Here is a 16,289-nt window from a genome sequence, read left to right as displayed (position 1 = left end):
GGAGTGGCGGCGGTGAGGGTGAGGAGGAGCAGAGGCGGGGCCAGGAGGGTGCGGTTCATGGGGGAACTGTGCCGGAGCGGGGCCGGAGTTCGCTGATCATGGTCGGGGGCTGTGGACGGGCGGCCGGTTGTGGACAGCGCCGTCACCTGCTGGTGTCGGGGTCCCGTACACTTCTGCTGGCGGCCCGGGTCACCGGGTCGACTTCGCACGCCCCGCCGCCGGCCGGTTTCGGCAGTGGCAGCGCCCGTCGGTCCCCTGCGGGGGCGCGGCGCGTCGGGGCGTCAGGATGCAACCGAGAACACACGAGGAGATACGGCCATGGCCGTCGTCACGATGCGGGAGCTGCTGGAAAGCGGCGTCCACTTCGGTCACCAGACCCGTCGCTGGAACCCGAAGATGAAGCGCTTCATCTTCACCGAGCGCAACGGCATCTACATCATCGACCTGCTCCAGTCGCTGTCGTACATCGACCGCGCCTACGAGTTCGTCAAGGAGACCGTCGCCCACGGCGGCTCCATCATGTTCGTCGGCACCAAGAAGCAGGCGCAGGAGGCCATCGCGGAGCAGGCCACCCGCGTCGGCATGCCCTACGTCAACCAGCGTTGGCTGGGCGGCATGCTCACCAACTTCTCCACCGTCTACAAGCGCCTGCAGCGTCTGAAGGAGCTTGAGGCGATCGACTTCGAGGATGTGGCAGCGTCCGGCCTCACCAAGAAGGAGCTCCTGGTCCTCTCGCGTGAGAAGGCCAAGCTGGAGAAGACCCTCGGTGGTATCCGCGACATGCAGAAGGTGCCGAGCGCCGTCTGGATCGTCGACACGAAGAAGGAGCACATCGCCGTCGGCGAGGCTCGCAAGCTGAACATCCCGGTCGTCGCGATCCTGGACACCAACTGCGACCCGGACGAGGTCGACTACAAGATCCCGGGCAACGACGACGCGATCCGCTCCGTCACCCTGCTCACCCGTGTGATCGCCGACGCGGTCGCCGAGGGCCTCATCGCCCGTTCCGGTGCCGCCACCGGTGACAGCAAGCCGGGTGACAAGGCCGCCGGTGAGCCGCTCGCCGAGTGGGAGCGCGACCTGCTCGAGGGTGAGAAGAAGGCGGACGCCGACGAGGCCGAGAAGCCGGCCGAGGCCGCTGCCGCCGAGGCTCCGGCTGTCGAGGCCCCGGCCGCCGAGGCTCCGGCCGCCGAGGGCGAGCAGGCCTGACCCAGTGGCCCGGACCGGCGGGTCCGGGCCTACCGGTCCGGGCCCGCGGGTCGGGCCGGTTCGGTCGTTCCGGCCGGTTCGTCCCGGTCGGTTGATCCTTCCCGCCGGGTCCCCGCGGCCCGACCCCGGCCGTTCGGCGGTTCGTTCCGAGCCGTTCGGCCGGGTCCGGTAGGGATCGGTTCGGTCGTCGACGGCGGGCGCCACGAGCGTCCGCCGTCCACCCCCAGATCTTCGTAGATCTTCCAGACTTCGAGAGAGATTCACAGATCATGGCGAACTACACCGCCGCTGACGTCAAGAAGCTCCGCGAGCTCACCGGCGCGGGCATGATGGACTGCAAGAAGGCCCTGGACGAGGCCGACGGCAACGTCGACAAGGCCGTCGAGGCGCTGCGCATCAAGGGCCAGAAGGGCGTCGCCAAGCGCGAGGGCCGCTCCGCCGAGAACGGTGCCATCGTCTCCCTGATCGCCGACGACAACACCTCCGGCGTCATCCTGGAGCTGAAGTGCGAGACGGACTTCGTCGCCAAGGGTGAGAAGTTCCAGTCCGTCGCCGAGGCCCTCGCCGCCCACGTCGCCAAGACGAACCCGGCCGACATCGAGGCGCTGCTCGCCTCCGAGATCGAGGCCGGCAAGACCGTCCAGGCGTACGTCGACGAGGCCAACGCCAACCTGGGCGAGAAGATCGTCCTGGACCGCTTCGCGCAGTTCTCCGGCGGCTACGTCGCCGCGTACATGCACCGCACGATGCCGGACCTGCCGCCGCAGATCGGTGTCCTCGTGGAGCTGGACAAGGAGAACGCCGAGCTCGCCAAGGGCGTCGCCCAGCACATCGCCGCCTTCGCGCCGAAGTACCTCTCCAAGGAGGACGTCCCGGCCGAGGTCGTCGAGGCCGAGCGCCGCGTCGCCGAGGAGACCACCCGCGCCGAGGGCAAGCCCGAGGCCGCGCTGCCGAAGATCGTCGAGGGCCGCCTGAACGGCTTCTTCAAGGACGCGACGCTGCTCGGCCAGCCGTACGCGCTCGACAACAAGAAGTCCGTCCAGCAGATCCTGGACGAGGCCGGTGTCACCCTGAAGCGCTTCAGCCGCATCAAGGTCGGCATCTGAGTCCAGTCCGTGAGCAACTCACGGGACTCACGTCCGTACGCCACGGACACCGGACCCCGGTAGGGTCGGAAGCAGTCGTCGGCGCTCGCGCCGGGCGACCGCAGATCTGACGAGGAGGCCATTGCCGCAAGGGAACACCAACACCCCCGGCAATGGCCTTCTTCGTATGTGCACGAGGAGATCTCCAATGAACCAGGGCGCCGCACAGGGCGACGACAACACCGGCAAAAAGACCGGCCGCTTCCTGCTGAAGCTGTCCGGCGAGGCCTTCGCCGGCGGCGGTGGCCTCGGCGTCGACCCCGACGTCGTGCACGCCATCGCGCGGGAGATCGCCGCGGTGGTCCGCGACGGGGCGCAGATCGCCATCGTGATCGGCGGCGGCAACTTCTTCCGCGGCGCCGAGCTCCAGCAGCGCGGCATGGACCGGGCGCGCTCCGACTACATGGGCATGCTCGGCACCGTCATGAACTGCCTCGCCCTCCAGGACTTCCTGGAGAAGGAGGGCATCCAGTCCCGCGTCCAGACCGCCATCACGATGGGGCAGGTCGCGGAGCCGTACATCCCGCTGCGCGCCGTGCGCCACCTGGAGAAGGGCCGCGTCGTCATCTTCGGCGCGGGCATGGGCATGCCCTACTTCTCCACCGACACCACGGCTGCCCAGCGTGCGCTGGAGATCGACGCCGAAGCCCTCCTCATGGGCAAGAACGGGGTCGACGGGGTCTATGACTCCGACCCCAAGGCCAACCCCGACGCGGTGAAGTTCGACGCGCTGGAGTACGGCGAGGTGATCGCCCGCGACCTGAAGGTCGCCGACGCCACCGCCGTCACCCTCTGCCGCGACAACAAGCTGCCGATCCTCGTCTTCGAGCTGCTCACGGCCGGTAACATCGCGCGCGCCGTGAAGGGTGAGAAGATCGGCACCCTGGTGAGCGACCAGGGCACCCGGCACTGATCCGGGTCGCCCCGTCCGGGGATGGACAAAGCCCTGACGGTCGGACACCGTGCAGGGGTACCAGACGCGACGCAGGTTCCGCGGCCGCCGAGCACGCCGGGACTGACCACACGACACGCAGGAGCAAGTGGTGATCGAAGAGACCCTCCTCGAAGCCGAGGAGAAGATGGAGAAGGCCGTCCTGGTCGCGAAGGAGGACTTCGCCGCGATCCGCACGGGCCGGGCGCACCCGGCCATGTTCAACAAGATCGTGGCCGACTACTACGGGGCGCTCACACCGATCAACCAGCTGGCCTCCTTCTCGGTGCCGGAGCCGCGCATGGCCGTGGTGACCCCGTTCGACAAGTCGGCGCTGCGCAACATCGAGCAGGCCATCCGCGACTCGGACCTGGGCGTCAATCCGACCAATGACGGCAGCATCATCCGGGTGGTCTTCCCCGAGCTCACCGAGGAGCGCCGCCGCGAGTACATCAAGGTCGCCAAGGGCAAGGGCGAGGACGCGAAGGTGTCGATCCGCTCCGTGCGCCGCAAGGCGAAGGACGCCATCGACAAGTTCGTGAAGGACGGCGAGGTCGGCGAGGACGAGGGCCGCCGCGCGGAGAAGGAGCTCGACGACACCACCGCGAAGTACGTCGCGCAGGTGGACGAGCTGCTCAAGCACAAGGAAGCCGAGCTGCTTGAGGTCTGATGAACGACGCTTCCTGGGGGGCCCCGCCGCGAGGCGGACACGGGGGTCCGCCCGACCAGGGGTTCGGTCCTGCCGCCCCGGCGGGTCCCGCCTACGATGAGCGGGTCGCGCAGCAGACTCGGCCCATGCCCATCGTGCCCGATGTTCCCGCGCCCGTAGGCGGCTTGGCCGGCGTGCCGGCCGCGATCGGCGCAGGGAGCCAGGACGACAGCGAACGGGGGACCGCTCGGCTGAGCGGTCCCCCGTTCCGTGACGAGATGCCGCAGGAGCCCATGCCGCCCTCGGAACCACAGCCCTCGACGCCGCAGCCCCGGTCGGCGGGATCGCCGAGGAAGCAGCAGAGGGAGAAGAAGCAGGCCGGACGGGACCTGCGGGCCGCGATAGGGGTCGGTGTCGGACTCGGCGCCGTCATCATCGCCTCGCTGTTCGTCGTGAAGGCCGTGTTCGTCGGCGTGATCGTCGTCGCCGTCGTCGTCGGCCTGTGGGAGCTCACCTCCCGGCTGCAGGAGCGCAAGGGCGTCAAGGCGCCCCTCGTGCCGCTCGCCGTCGGTGGCGCCGCGATGGTCGTCGCCGGCTACGTGCGGGGGGCCGAGGGCGCGTGGGTCGCCATGGCGCTCACCGCGCTCGCCGTCCTCGTGTGGCGGATGGCCGAGCCGCCGGAGGACTACCTGCGGGACGTCACCGCGGGCGTGTTCGCCGCGTTCTACGTGCCGTTCCTCGCGACGTTCGTGGCGCTGCTGCTGGCGGCGGAGGACGGGTCGTGGCGGGTGCTCACGTTCCTGGTGCTCACCATCGTCAGCGACACCGGCGCGTACGCCGTCGGCTGGCGCTTCGGGACGCACAAGCTCGCCCCGCGCATCAGCCCCGGCAAGACCCGTGAGGGCCTGCTCGGGGCGGTGGCGTTCGCGATGGCGGCCGGCGCCCTGTGCATGGAGTTCCTCATCGAGGGCGGCTCCTGGTGGCAGGGGCTCGCGCTGGGGCTCGCCGTGGCGGTCAGCGCCACGCTCGGCGACCTCGGCGAGTCGATGATCAAGCGCGACCTCGGCATCAAGGACATGGGCACGCTGCTGCCCGGTCACGGCGGCATCATGGACCGGCTCGACTCGCTGCTGCCGACGGCGCCGGTGGTGTGGCTGCTGCTGGTGCTGTTCGTCGGCGGCGGGTGACACCCCCGCGACCTGCGTTTTCCCCGGTGAGGGCCTGTCGTCCACAGGGCGGCGGGCCCTTCGCCGCATCTCTGCGACACTGGTAGCACCATGCCCAAGCCCGGAGAACTGACTTTCGTCGCCCCCCGCGGAGCCAAGAAGCCGCCGCGGCACCTCGCCGACCTCACGCCCGCCGAGCGCAAGGAGGCCGTCGCCGCGATCGGTGAGAAGCCGTTCCGCGCGAAGCAGCTGTCCCAGCACTACTTCGCGAGGTACGCCCACGACCCCGCCGAGTGGACCGACATCCCCGCCGCCGCCCGCGACCGGCTCGCCCGCGAGCTGCTGCCGGACCTGATGACCGTCGTCCGGCACATCTCCTGCGACGACGACACCACCCGCAAGACCCTGTGGCGGCTGCACGACGGCACGCTCGTCGAGTCGGTGCTCATGCGCTACCCCGACCGCGTCACCATGTGCATCTCGTCGCAGGCCGGCTGCGGCATGAACTGCCCGTTCTGCGCCACCGGGCAGGCCGGTCTCGACCGGAACCTGTCGACGGCCGAGATCGTGCACCAGATCGTCGACGGCATGCGCGCCCTGCGCGACGGAGAGGTCCCCGGCGGCCCCGCCCGGCTGTCGAACATCGTGTTCATGGGCATGGGCGAGCCCCTCGCCAACTACAACCGGGTCGTCGGCGCGATCCGCCGCCTCACCGACCCGGAGCCGGACGGCCTCGGCCTGTCGCAGCGAGGCATCACCGTCTCCACGGTCGGCCTCGTCCCGGCGATGCTGCGGTTCGCCGACGAGGGCTTCAAGTGCCGCCTCGCCGTGTCCCTGCACGCCCCCGACGACGAGCTGCGCGACACCCTGGTGCCGGTCAACACCCGCTGGAAGGTCCGCGAGGTCCTCGACGCGGCCTGGGAGTACGCCGAGAGGTCGGGCCGCCGCGTCTCCATCGAGTACGCGCTGATCCGCGACATCAACGACCAGGCGTGGCGCGGCGACCTGCTCGGCCGGCTCCTCAAGGGCAAGCGGGTCCACGTCAACCTGATCCCGCTCAACCCGACCCCGGGCTCCAAGTGGACGGCGTCCCGCCCCGAGGACGAGAAGGCGTTCATCGAGGCCATCGCCGCCCACGGCGTGCCCGTCACCGTCCGCGACACCCGCGGTCAGGAGATCGACGGGGCCTGCGGACAGCTCGCCGCCTCCGAGCGGTAACCTGTCCGCCGGACAAACGTATATTCCGACAGGGGAGCGCCACAGCGCTGAGAGTGCGGTGACCGTCAGACCGCAGACCCTCCGAACCTGGCCCAGGTCATTCTGGGTAGGGAGATCGGTCGTTACTCGAGCTGTTGCGCCCTGCCCGCCGCCGTCCGGCAGCGGGCAGGGCCGCGTCTCTTCCTGGCACCCACCAGGAGGAATGACCAGTGAGCACCACCAGCAAGTTCGCCGCGGGCGTCGTCGCCGTGGCCGTGGGCGTCACCACCCTCACCGCCTGCGGCGGCGGATCCGGTGACGGAGCCGACCAGGGCGGCAAGGACGCCGGAGCGAAGACCGTCACGCTCGTCGCCCACGACTCCTTCACGGCCTCCGACGAGGTCCTCAAGCAGTTCACCGCCAGGACCGGGTACACCGTCGAGGTCCTCAAGAGCGGCGACGCCGGGGAGGCCGTCAACAAGGCCGTCCTCACCAAGGGCGCCCCGCAGGGCGACGTGTTCTTCGGCGTCGACAACACCCTGCTGTCCCGGGCCCTCGACAACGACGTGTTCGAGCCGTACGAGGCCAAGGGCCTGGACCGGGTCCGCCCCGGCGTCCGGCTCGACGCGGACAAGCACCGCGTCACCCCCGTCGACTACGGCGACATCTGCGTGAACTACGACAAGAAGTACTTCGCGGACAAGAAGCTCGCTCCGCCGCAGACTCTCGACGACCTCGCCAAGCCCGCCTACAAGGACCTGCTGGTCGTGGAGAACCCCGAGCGGTCCTCCCCGGGCCTCGGGTTCCTGCTGGGTACGGTCGCCGCGTACGGCGACGCGGACGGCGGCTGGCAGGGCTACTGGAAGAAGCTCAAGGACAACGGCGTCAAGGTCGTCGACAGCTGGGAGATCGCCTACAACCAGGAGTTCTCCGGCTCCTCCGGCGGGAAGCAGGCGAAGGCCGAACGGCCGCTCGTCGTGTCGTACGCGTCCAGCCCGCCCGCCGAGGTCCTCTACAGCGACCCGCAGCCGGCCGAGGCCCCCACGGGCGTGTCCACCGGCACCTGCTTCCGCCAGATCGAGTTCGCCGGCCTCCTCAAGGGCGCCGGGAACCCCGACGGGGGCAAGGCCCTCATCGACTTCCTGATCGGCAAGGAGTTCCAGGAGGACATGCCGCTGAACATGTTCGTACACCCCGTCGCCGAGGACGCGCAGCTGCCGGAGCTGTTCACCGAGCACGGGGTGGTGATCGACGAGCCGCTGACCCTGGCGCCCGGGAAGATCGCCGCGAACCGTGACCAGTGGATCCAGTCGTGGTCCTCGCTCGTCCTGAAGTAGCCGCCGGTGGCCGCGGGGCCCGGTCCGGGGGCCGCGCCCTGCGCGGCGCCCTCGTCCTGGCGCCCGCGGCCTTCTTCGCCGTCTTCTTCGCGTACCCGGTCGCCGCGATCGTCGGCCGGGGGCTGCGCACGGAGGACGGCGGCTGGCAGCCGGCCCGGCTCGGCGAGGTGCTGGGCCGGGCCGACATCCTCGACGTGCTGTGGTTCACCACCTGGCAGGCCCTCGCCTCCACGGCGCTCACCCTGCTCGTGGCGCTCCCCGGCGCGTACGTGTTCGCCCGCTACGAGTTCCCCGGCAGGCGGCTGCTGCGGGCCGTCGTCACCGTGCCGTTCGTGCTGCCGACCGTCGTCGTCGGCACCGCGTTCCTCGCCCTCGTCGGACGCGGCGGACTGCTCGACGACCTGTTGGGCGTCCGCCTCGACACCACCGTGTGGGCGATCCTCCTCGCGCACGTCTTCTTCAACTACGCGGTGGTCGTCCGCACCGTCGGCGGGCTGTGGGCGCAGCTCGACCCGCGCCAGGAGGAGGCCGCGCGGGTGCTGGGCGCCTCCCGGTTCGCGGCCTGGCGGCGGATCACGCTGCCGGCGCTCGGCCCCGCGGTCGCCGCTGCCGCGCTGATGGTGTTCCTCTTCACGTACACGTCGTTCGGCGTGGTCGTGATCCTCGGCGGGCCCGCCTACCGGACGCTGGAAGCGGAGATCTACCGGCAGACGGCGCAGCTCCTCGACCTGCCCACCGCGGCTGTGCTGACCCTGGTGCAGTTCGCGGCGGTCGGCGGGATCCTCGCGGTGCACGCCTGGACGGTGCGGCGCCGGGAGGCGTCCCTGCGGCTGGTCGACCCGGCCCGCACGGCCCGCCGGCCGCGCGGCGCCGGGCAGTGGGCGCTGCTCGGCGGTGTCCTCACGTCCGTCGCGGTGCTGCTCCTGCTGCCCCTCGGGGTGCTCGTGGCCCGCTCCTTCGACGCGTCGGGCGGCCTCGGCTACTACCGGGCGCTGGCGTCCGCGGAGGCCGGCGGGGGCACGTTCGTCGTGCCGCCGCTGGAGGCCGTGGGGAACTCGCTGCGGTACGCCCTGGCTGCCACCGCCATCGCCGTGGTCGTCGGGGGGCTCGCCGCGGCCGCGCTCACGCCCCGATCCCGGCCCGGCGCGGACGGGCGGGCGGGGGCCTCCGGGGCGGGGCGGCTGCTGAGGGGATTCGACGCGCTGCTGATGCTGCCGCTCGGGGTGTCCGCCGTGACCGTGGGCTTCGGGTTCCTCATCGCGCTGGACGAGCCGCCGCTCGACCTGCGCCAGCAGTGGATCCTGGTGCCGCTCGCGCAGGCCCTCGTCGGGGTGCCGTTCGTCGTGCGGACGATGCTGCCGGTGCTGCGGGCGGTGGACGAGCGGCTGCGGGAGGCCGCCGCCGTGCTCGGTGCGTCGCCGCTGCGGGTCTGGCGCGAGGTGGACCTGCCGATGGTCCGGCGTGCCGTGCTGGTCGCCGCCGGTTTCGCGTTCGCGGTGTCGCTGGGCGAGTTCGGCGCGACCGTGTTCATCGCCCGCGCCGACGCGCCGACCCTGCCGGTGGCCGTCGCCCGGCTGCTGGGGCGGCCGGGGGAGCTGAACTACGGGCAGGCGATGGCCCTGTCCACGATCCTGATGGTGGTGTGCGCGGTGGCGCTGCTGCTGCTCGAACGCGTCCGCACGGACCGCACGGGGGAGTTCTGACGATGCTTCGGCTCGACGGTGTGACGGTGCGCTTCGGGGCGCGGACGGCGCTGGACGCGGTGGACCTGGCGGTCGCCGAGCACGAGATCGTGTGCGTCCTCGGGCCGAGCGGCAGCGGCAAGTCGACGCTGCTGCGGGTCGTCGCGGGCCTCCAGCCGGCGGACGCGGGGCGGGTGCTGCTGGCCGGCGCCGACCAGGCGGGGGTGCCCGTGCACCGGCGGGGCGTGGGGCTGATGTTCCAGGACCACCAGCTGTTCCCGCAGCGGGACGTCGGCGGGAACGTCGGCTTCGGCCTGCGGATGCGGGGCACCGCCCGCGCGGAGCGGGCCGCGCGCGTCGCGGAACTGCTGGAGCTCGTCGGCCTGCCCGGCGCCGAACGGCGGGCGGTGGCCGCGCTGTCCGGTGGGGAGCAGCAGCGCGTGGCGCTGGCCAGGGCGCTCGCCCCCAGCCCGCGGCTGCTGATGCTGGACGAGCCGCTGGGGCAGCTCGACCGGGGTCTGCGGGAGCGGCTCGTCACCGAGCTGCGGGCGCTGTTCGGACGGCTCGGCACCACGGTGCTGGCGGTGACGCACGACCAGGGCGAGGCGTTCGCGCTGGCCGACCGGGTCGTGGTGATGCGTGACGGGCGGGTGGCGCAGGTGGGCACGCCCCGGGAGGTGTGGCAGCGGCCGGCGTCCCCGTTCGTGGCGCGGTTCCTCGGCTTCGACAACGTGCTGGAGGGCACGGTCGGGGGCGGGGCCGCCGAGACGCCGTGGGGCAGGGTGCCGGTGCCGGCCGGCACCCCGCAGGGCGCGGCACGGCTGCTGGTGCGGCCCGGCGGGGTGCGCATCGGCGACCCCGGCGAGGGGCTGCGCTGCACGGTCGAGGCCCGTACGTTCCGCGGCCACCGCGTGGCGGTACGGCTCCGCGCGGACGGCCGGGCCGGGGCTCCGCCGCTGGAGGCGGAGTGCGCGCTGCGGGACGCGCCGGACGAGGGCGCGGTGGTGGGCGTGACCTTCGACCGGGACGAGGTCGTCGCCCTCGCGGCGGACTGACAGGGCCCTCCGGGCGCCCCCGCGGGGAGGGGTCGTCCGTCGCCCGGCGGTCCCGGCGGCGGGGGAGCGGGGGCCGCCGCCGGGGCCACCGGCGGAGGCCGTCAGGAGGCGAGCGGCAGAGCCGTGAGCGTCGCCACGGCCCAGGTGACGGGCGCGAAGACGGCCAGGAGCACCGCGGCCCTCAGCAGTGCGGCGGAGCGCAGGAGGGTCGCGGGTGCACCGAGGCGGATCAGGGCCGCCGTCGAGCCCGCCCGGACCTGGCGGGTCTCCAGGGCGGCCGTGAGGACGGTGGCCGCCGCGCAGGCGAGGACGAGTGCGGCGCCCAGGCCGGCGAGGGGACCGAAGGGGCGGGCGCCGGCGGCCCGGCCGTACAGCTCGGCCGCCGTGATGCCCGCCGCCACGACCGCGCTGAGCAGGCCGAGGGGACGGCCGACGCGGTGGGCCTCGTCCATGAGGGCGCGGCCCGCGAGGAGCCTGGTGGCGCCGGGGTGGTACGCCTGGACGACCCGGCCGCACAGGTGGGCGAGGCCCGGGCCGGCGACGGCGAGGCCCACGGCGGTGAGCACCCAGCCGGCGAGGACGCCCATCGTGATTCCGGGCACCCCGCCGGGCAGCGGCAGCCGGGGGCTGTCCCCGCCGCGCGTGCTGTAGACCTCGACGGCCAGTCCGATGGCGACGAGGGCGGTGCCCCAGGGCAGGCCGGTCGGTGCGGGTGCCGGGTCGAAGGGGTCGCGGGCTTCCTCGGCGCCGAGGTCGCCGTCGACGACCCGGTCTTGGCGGTGCCTGCCGCCGTTGCCGTCCGTGGGGGTGCCGGTGAGCACGCGGCGGCGGCCCGGTGGCCGCGGTCGCAGCGTGAGCGCGGCCGCCGCGGATGCCGCCACGGGCGTCACGGCCAGCAGGGTGAGCGCGGCCGGCAGCGGCAGCGGCCGGCCCGCGGCCAGCAGGTCGGCCGCCGCCCGGTCGAACGGCAGGCCCGTGAGGTCGCCCCGCAGGTGCAGGAAGAACAGCAGCGCCAGGGCCGAGCCGAGGGTGCAGGAGACGGCGGTGGACGCCGCGGCGATCGCGGCGAGCCGGCCGGGGCCGAGCCCCACGGAGGACAGCCCGGGCCGGGGCCGGGTGCTCGGGTCCGTACGGGCGACCGCGACCGCCAGGTGGACCGTGGCGGCCAGCGGCAGGGCGCACCAGGCCAGCCGCAGCACGGAGCCGGCGGACCGGTCGGGGTGTGCCACGGCGTACGCGAGGGTGCACAGCAGCAGGAAGCCCACGCCCGCGGAGGCGGCGGCGACGAGCAGTCGCCTGAGCAGGACCAGCGGGTGGGTGGCGCGGGCTAGACGGAGAGCGAGCACGCGTCGCGCCCCTCCGCTCCGTCGAGCCCCACCGCGCTTGCGGGGCCGTCGGGTTCGGTGTCGCCGGCGGAAGCGTCGGGACGGCCGGGGTCGTGGAGCCCGGCGAGCTGGACGGAGCCCGTGCGGCGCCCGTCGACCAGGCTGACCGTGCGGTCGGCGAGCGCGGCCACGTCGTCGTCGTGAGTGGCGAGGACGACCGTGATGCGGTGGGAGCGGGCCGCGGCGGTGAGGGTCCGCAGCAGGTGTCGGCGGTCCTCCTGGTGCAGGCACGCCGTGGGCTCGTCCGCGAAGAGCACGGCCGGGCCGCCCACCAGGGCGCGGGCCACGGCGACGCGCTGGCGCTGCGACTGCAGCAGGGCGTGGGGGCGGCGGGTCGCGCACGGGCCGGTGTCGAGCCGTTCCAGCCATTCGACGGCGGCGGCCTTGGCGGTGCGGTGGGAGCAGCCGCGCAGCAGCAGCGGCAGGGCGGCGTTCTCCCAGGCGGTCAGCTCCGGCAGGAGGGCGGGTTCGGGGCCGACCCAGCCGAACCGGTCGCGCCGCAGCCGCTCGCGCAGGCGGGCGCTCATGGTGTGGACGGGGGTGCTGTTGAACCACACCTCCCCGTCCTGCGGGAGCAGTTGGCCGGACAGGCAGCGCAGGAGGGTGGTCTTGCCGCTGCCGCGCGGGCCGTGCACGGCGAGGATCTCACCTTCGCGGACGCCGAGGGAGACGCCGCCGAGTGCGGGTGAGCCGTTGTGGGTGTGGTGCAGCGAACGCGCCCACAGTACGTCGTTGTCCGGCGGGGCCACCATGGTCGAAACACCTCAGATCGGGTCAGAGCCTTCCATGTCCCCCCTAATCCCCCGAACCGGTCGGAACATAACACGTTGCTCGTCGGGCCCCAACGCGGTGGTGCGGCAACAGGAAACGGCCGCGGCCCGGATGCACCCGTTCGGATGCGTCCGGGCCGCGGCCGCCGTCGGCGGACGGCTGCCGGGCCGGCCGGTGAGGGGAGGCCGGGCCGGAGGTCCGCCGCCCGGCGGGGAGGGCTCAGAGCTTCGTCCACGCCTCCGTGAGGGTGGCGCGCAGGATCTGCTCGATCTCGTCGAACGTCGACTGGTCGGAGATCAGCGGCGGCGCCAGCTGGACGACCGGGTCGCCGCGGTCGTCGGCGCGGCAGTACAGGCCGTTGTCGAACAGCGCCTTGGAGAGGAACCCGTACAGGACGCGCTCGGTCTCCTCCTCGTTGAAGGACTCCTTGGTGGCCTTGTCCTTGACGAGCTCGATGCCGTAGAAGTAGCCGTTGCCGCGGACGTCGCCGACGATCGGCAGGTCGTGCAGCTTCTCCAGGGTCGCGCGGAACGCGCCCTCGTTGTCGAGCACGTGCTGGTTGAGGTTCTCGCGCTCGAAGATGTCGAGGTTGGCGAGGCCCACGGCCGCGGAGACCGGGTGTCCGCCGAAGGTGTAGCCGTGCAGGAAGGTGTTGTCGCCCTTGTAGAACGGCTCGGCCAGGCGGTCGGAGACGATGCACGCGCCGATCGGGGAGTACCCGGACGTCATGCCCTTCGCGCAGGTGATCATGTCCGGCACGTAGCCGAACTTGTCGCACGCGAACATGGTGCCGAGGCGGCCGAAGGCGCAGATGACCTCGTCGGAGACGAGCAGCACGTCGTACTGGTCGCAGATCTCGCGGACCCGCTGGAAGTACCCGGGCGGCGGCGGGAAGCAGCCACCGGCGTTCTGCACCGGCTCCAGGAAGACCGCGGCGACCGTGTCCGGGCCCTCGAAGAGGATCTGCTGCTCGATCTGGTCGGCGGCCCAGCGGCCGAACGCCTCCGGGTCGTCACCGAAGATCGGGGCGCGGTAGATGTTCGTGTTGGGCACCTTGTGCGCGCCCGGCACCAGCGGCTCGAAGGGGGCCTTCAGCCCCGGCAGGCCGGTGATGGACAGCGCGCCCTGCGGGGTGCCGTGGTAGGCGACGGCCCGCGAGATGACCTTGTGCTTGGTCGGCTTGCCGACCAGCTTGAAGTACTGCTTGGCGAGCTTCCACGCGGTCTCGACGGCCTCGCCGCCGCCCGTCGTGAAGAACACCTTGTTCAGGTCGCCCGGCGCGTGGTGCGCGATCCGCTCCGCCAGTTCGACGGCCTTCGGGTGCGCGTACGACCACACGGGGAAGAACGCGAGCTCCTGCGCCTGCTTGTAGGCGGTCTCGGCCAGCTCGTGCCGGCCGTGGCCCGCCTGCACCACGAACAGGCCGGCCAGGCCGTCGAGGTAGCGCTTGCCCTTGTCGTCGTAGATGTAGGTGCCCTCACCGCGGACGATGGTCGGGACGGGGTTGTTCTCGTACGACGACATGCGGGTGAAGTGCATCCACAGGTGGTCGTAGGCGGTCTTTGACAGGTCGCTGCTCACGGCTATCGGGTTCCCCACATGTAGGTCTGCTTCTTGAGCTTGAGGTAGACGAAGCTCTCGGTGGAGCGCACGCCGGGGAGGGTGCGGATGCGCTTGTTGATGACGTCCAGCAGGTGGTCGTCGTCCTCGCAGACGACTTCCACGATGAGGTCGAACGAGCCCGCGGTCAGCACCACGTACTCGCACTCGGGCATGGCCGCCAGCGCGTCCGCGACCGGGTCCACGTCGCCCTCGACGTTGACGCCGAGCATCGCCTGCCGCCGGAAGCCCACGGTGAGCGGGTCGGTGACGGCGACGATCTGCATCACGCCCTGGTCGAGGAGTTTCTGGACGCGCTGCCGCACGGCCGCCTCGGACAGGCCGACGGCCTTGCCGATGGCGGCGTAGGGACGGCGTCCGTCCTCCTGGAGCTGTTCGATGATCGCCAGGGACACGGCGTCGACCGCGGGGGACGATCCGTTGCCGGTCCTGGGGTCTGCACTTCGACTGGCCACGTCTTCACTGTGCACCGAGTCTCGTCGGTCTGGCAACCCCGGAGTGATGAAATTCGTTGTGAAAGCCTCGCGATCTCACTGAATCCGAAGTTGTAGGGGGTCGGGGCTGTCGAAAGCGTGGTGCCAGCGACTAGGCTGGGTGTCTCACCCACCGGACGGACCGGCGGGACCACCGGACAACGGGGTCCGGATATCCGGACACGCCGTCCGCGATACCGGACGCCGGCGACCACGACACCGAGATCGACTAGGAGGGGTGGCCACGTGACCACCGAGCTGCGTCGTCTGCGCAACTACATCAACGGCGAGTTCCGGGACGCCGCCGACGGACGGACCATCGACGTCGTCAACCCCGCCACCGGGGAGGTCTACGCCACCTCTCCGCTCTCCGGGCAGGCGGACGTCGACGCCGCCATGGAGGCTGCCGCAGCCGCCTTCCCCGCCTGGCGCGACACCACGCCGTCCGAGCGCCAGAAGGCCCTGCTGAAGATCGCCGACGCGTTCGAGGAGCGCGCCGAGGACCTCATCGCCGCCGAGTGCGAGAACACCGGCAAGCCGATCGGCCTCACCCGCAGCGAAGAGATCCCGCCGATGGTGGACCAGATCCGCTTCTTCGCCGGTGCCGCCCGGCTGCTGGAGGGCAAGGCCGCCGGCGAGTACATGGACGGCATGACCTCCATCGTCCGGCGCGAGCCGGTCGGCGTCTGCGCCCAGGTCGCCCCCTGGAACTACCCGATGATGATGGCGGTGTGGAAGTTCGCCCCGGCCATCGCCGCGGGCAACACCGTCGTGCTCAAGCCGTCCGACACCACCCCGGCGTCGACCGTACTGATCGCCGAGATCATGGGCGCGATCCTGCCCAAGGGCGTCTTCAACGTCGTCTGCGGCGACCGCGACACCGGCCGCGCCATGGTCGAGCACTCCACCCCCGCCCTGGCCGCCATCACCGGCTCCGTACGCGCCGGCATGCAGGTCGCCGAGTCCGCCGCCAAGGACGTCAAGCGCGTCCACCTGGAGCTCGGCGGCAAGGCCCCCGTCGTCGTCTTCGAGGACGTCGACATCGACAAGGCCGTGGAGGACATCTCCGTCGCCGGCTTCTTCAACGCCGGCCAGGACTGCACCGCCGCCACCCGCGTCCTCGTCCACGAGTCGATCCACGACGACTTCGTGGCGGCCCTCGCGAAGGCCGCCGCGGAGACCAGGACCGGCCAGCCGGACGACGAGGACGTGCTGTACGGCCCCCTCAACAACGCCAACCAGCTGGCGCAGGTCAGCGGCTTCATCGACCGCCTCCCCGCGCACGCCAAGGTCGAGGCGGGCGGCCACCGCGTCGGCGACAAGGGCTACTTCTACGCCCCGACCGTCGTCTCCGGCCTCCGGCAGGACGACGAGATCGTCCAGAACGAGGTCTTCGGCCCCGTCATCACCGTCCAGTCGTTCCGCGACGAGGAGCAGGCCGTCGCCTACGCCAACGGCGTCGACTACGCGCTGGCCTCCTCCGTGTGGACCAAGGACCACGCCCGCGCGATGCGCATGTCCAAGGCCCTCGACTTCGGCTGCGTGTGGATCAACACCCACATCCCGCTGGTCGCCGAGATGCCGCACGGCGGCTTCAAGAAGTCCGGCTACGGCAAGGACCTCTCCGCGTACGGCTTCGAGGACTACACGCGCGTCAAGCACGTGATGA

The 16,289-nt window shown here is 71.9% G+C and carries 14 protein-coding genes and 1 riboswitch; of the genes, 10 read left to right on the top strand and 4 right to left on the bottom strand.

Features of this window, described 5'->3' with window-relative positions; translation table 11 throughout:
* The first annotated feature begins 318 nt into the window (after nucleotides 1-318).
* From rpsB to BJP40_RS05110, 9 genes are all read left to right on the top strand, one after another.
* Nucleotides 319-1,209 carry a 30S ribosomal protein S2 gene (gene rpsB, locus BJP40_RS05150; protein ID WP_071263628.1) on the top strand — a complete coding sequence of 297 codons (891 nt, stop codon included), beginning with the start codon at nucleotides 319-321 and terminating at the stop codon, nucleotides 1,207-1,209.
* A gap of 269 nt (nucleotides 1,210-1,478) precedes the next feature.
* Complete coding sequence (gene tsf, locus BJP40_RS05145) at nucleotides 1,479-2,315, top strand: translation elongation factor Ts (RefSeq protein WP_071263631.1); 837 nt, start codon at nucleotides 1,479-1,481, stop codon at nucleotides 2,313-2,315.
* A 187-nt stretch (nucleotides 2,316-2,502) separates the two neighbouring features.
* Nucleotides 2,503-3,267: a UMP kinase gene (gene pyrH, locus BJP40_RS05140; protein WP_071263634.1), complete on the top strand. Its 765-nt coding sequence runs from the start codon at nucleotides 2,503-2,505 to the stop codon at nucleotides 3,265-3,267.
* A 130-nt stretch (nucleotides 3,268-3,397) separates the two neighbouring features.
* Nucleotides 3,398-3,955 (top strand): ribosome recycling factor, encoded by a 558-nt coding sequence (frr, locus tag BJP40_RS05135; RefSeq protein WP_071263653.1) that lies wholly within the window; start codon nucleotides 3,398-3,400, stop codon nucleotides 3,953-3,955.
* Nucleotides 3,955-5,121: a phosphatidate cytidylyltransferase gene (locus BJP40_RS05130; protein WP_079170933.1), complete on the top strand. Its 1,167-nt coding sequence runs from the start codon at nucleotides 3,955-3,957 to the stop codon at nucleotides 5,119-5,121. Before frr ends, BJP40_RS05130 begins: the two co-directional genes overlap by 1 nt.
* A gap of 90 nt (nucleotides 5,122-5,211) precedes the next feature.
* The gene (gene rlmN / locus BJP40_RS05125; protein WP_071278934.1) at nucleotides 5,212-6,318 is read left to right on the top strand and encodes a 23S rRNA (adenine(2503)-C(2))-methyltransferase RlmN; all 1,107 of its coding nucleotides are present in this window, start codon (nucleotides 5,212-5,214) and stop codon (nucleotides 6,316-6,318) included.
* Nucleotides 6,319-6,338: 20 nt separating this feature from the next.
* Nucleotides 6,339-6,449, top strand: a riboswitch (TPP riboswitch).
* A 78-nt stretch (nucleotides 6,450-6,527) separates the two neighbouring features.
* Complete coding sequence (locus BJP40_RS05120) at nucleotides 6,528-7,634, top strand: thiamine ABC transporter substrate binding subunit (RefSeq protein ID WP_071278932.1); 1,107 nt, start codon at nucleotides 6,528-6,530, stop codon at nucleotides 7,632-7,634.
* Nucleotides 7,635-7,672: 38 nt separating this feature from the next.
* Nucleotides 7,673-9,337: an iron ABC transporter permease gene (locus BJP40_RS05115; protein WP_071278954.1), complete on the top strand. Its 1,665-nt coding sequence runs from the start codon at nucleotides 7,673-7,675 to the stop codon at nucleotides 9,335-9,337.
* A gap of 2 nt (nucleotides 9,338-9,339) precedes the next feature.
* Nucleotides 9,340-10,371, top strand: a complete 1,032-nt coding sequence (locus tag BJP40_RS05110; protein ID WP_071278931.1) for an ABC transporter ATP-binding protein — start codon at nucleotides 9,340-9,342, stop codon at nucleotides 10,369-10,371.
* 101 nt (nucleotides 10,372-10,472) lie between these two features.
* Here the strand turns inward: BJP40_RS05110 and BJP40_RS05105 are convergent, their stop codons facing one another.
* From BJP40_RS05105 to BJP40_RS05090, 4 genes are all read right to left on the bottom strand, one after another.
* On the bottom strand, nucleotides 10,473-11,717 hold the full coding sequence (locus tag BJP40_RS05105; protein WP_071278929.1) for a hypothetical protein: 1,245 nt from the start codon (nucleotides 11,715-11,717) through the stop codon (nucleotides 10,473-10,475).
* Nucleotides 11,699-12,508 (bottom strand): ABC transporter ATP-binding protein, encoded by an 810-nt coding sequence (locus BJP40_RS05100; RefSeq protein WP_071278926.1) that lies wholly within the window; start codon nucleotides 12,506-12,508, stop codon nucleotides 11,699-11,701. The genes BJP40_RS05105 and BJP40_RS05100 overlap by 19 nt, the downstream gene beginning before the upstream one ends.
* A 238-nt stretch (nucleotides 12,509-12,746) precedes the next feature.
* Nucleotides 12,747-14,126 (bottom strand): aspartate aminotransferase family protein, encoded by a 1,380-nt coding sequence (locus BJP40_RS05095; RefSeq protein WP_079170932.1) that lies wholly within the window; start codon nucleotides 14,124-14,126, stop codon nucleotides 12,747-12,749.
* Nucleotides 14,111-14,602, bottom strand: a complete 492-nt coding sequence (locus BJP40_RS05090; protein ID WP_071263661.1) for an Lrp/AsnC family transcriptional regulator — start codon at nucleotides 14,600-14,602, stop codon at nucleotides 14,111-14,113. The genes BJP40_RS05095 and BJP40_RS05090 overlap by 16 nt, the downstream gene beginning before the upstream one ends.
* Nucleotides 14,603-14,866: 264 nt before the next feature.
* On the opposite strand from BJP40_RS05090, the gene BJP40_RS05085 reads away from it, so the two are divergent.
* Nucleotides 14,867-16,289, top strand: a 1,423-nt coding sequence (locus BJP40_RS05085; protein WP_071278924.1) for a gamma-aminobutyraldehyde dehydrogenase, incomplete at its 3' end; no start/stop codon positions are given.

The organism is Streptomyces sp. CC53, assembly GCF_001865245.1.
In the GTDB taxonomy this organism is placed as follows: domain Bacteria; phylum Actinomycetota; class Actinomycetes; order Streptomycetales; family Streptomycetaceae; genus Streptomyces.
This window is presented reverse-complemented; position numbering and strand designations above follow the sequence as displayed.

Excerpts from the sequence above, each read along its gene's own strand:
- BJP40_RS05100 (WP_071278926.1), bottom strand. The coding sequence starts at position 12,508 with ATGGTGGCCCCGCCGGACAACGACGTACTGTGGGCGCGTTCGCTGCAC.
- rlmN (WP_071278934.1), top strand. The coding sequence starts at position 5,212 with ATGCCCAAGCCCGGAGAACTGACTTTCGTCGCCCCCCGCGGAGCCAAG.
- rpsB (WP_071263628.1), top strand. The coding sequence starts at position 319 with ATGGCCGTCGTCACGATGCGGGAGCTGCTGGAAAGCGGCGTCCACTTC.
- pyrH (WP_071263634.1), top strand. The coding sequence starts at position 2,503 with ATGAACCAGGGCGCCGCACAGGGCGACGACAACACCGGCAAAAAGACC.
- tsf (WP_071263631.1), top strand. The coding sequence starts at position 1,479 with ATGGCGAACTACACCGCCGCTGACGTCAAGAAGCTCCGCGAGCTCACC.
- BJP40_RS05130 (WP_079170933.1), top strand. The coding sequence starts at position 3,955 with ATGAACGACGCTTCCTGGGGGGCCCCGCCGCGAGGCGGACACGGGGGT.
- BJP40_RS05110 (WP_071278931.1), top strand. The coding sequence starts at position 9,340 with ATGCTTCGGCTCGACGGTGTGACGGTGCGCTTCGGGGCGCGGACGGCG.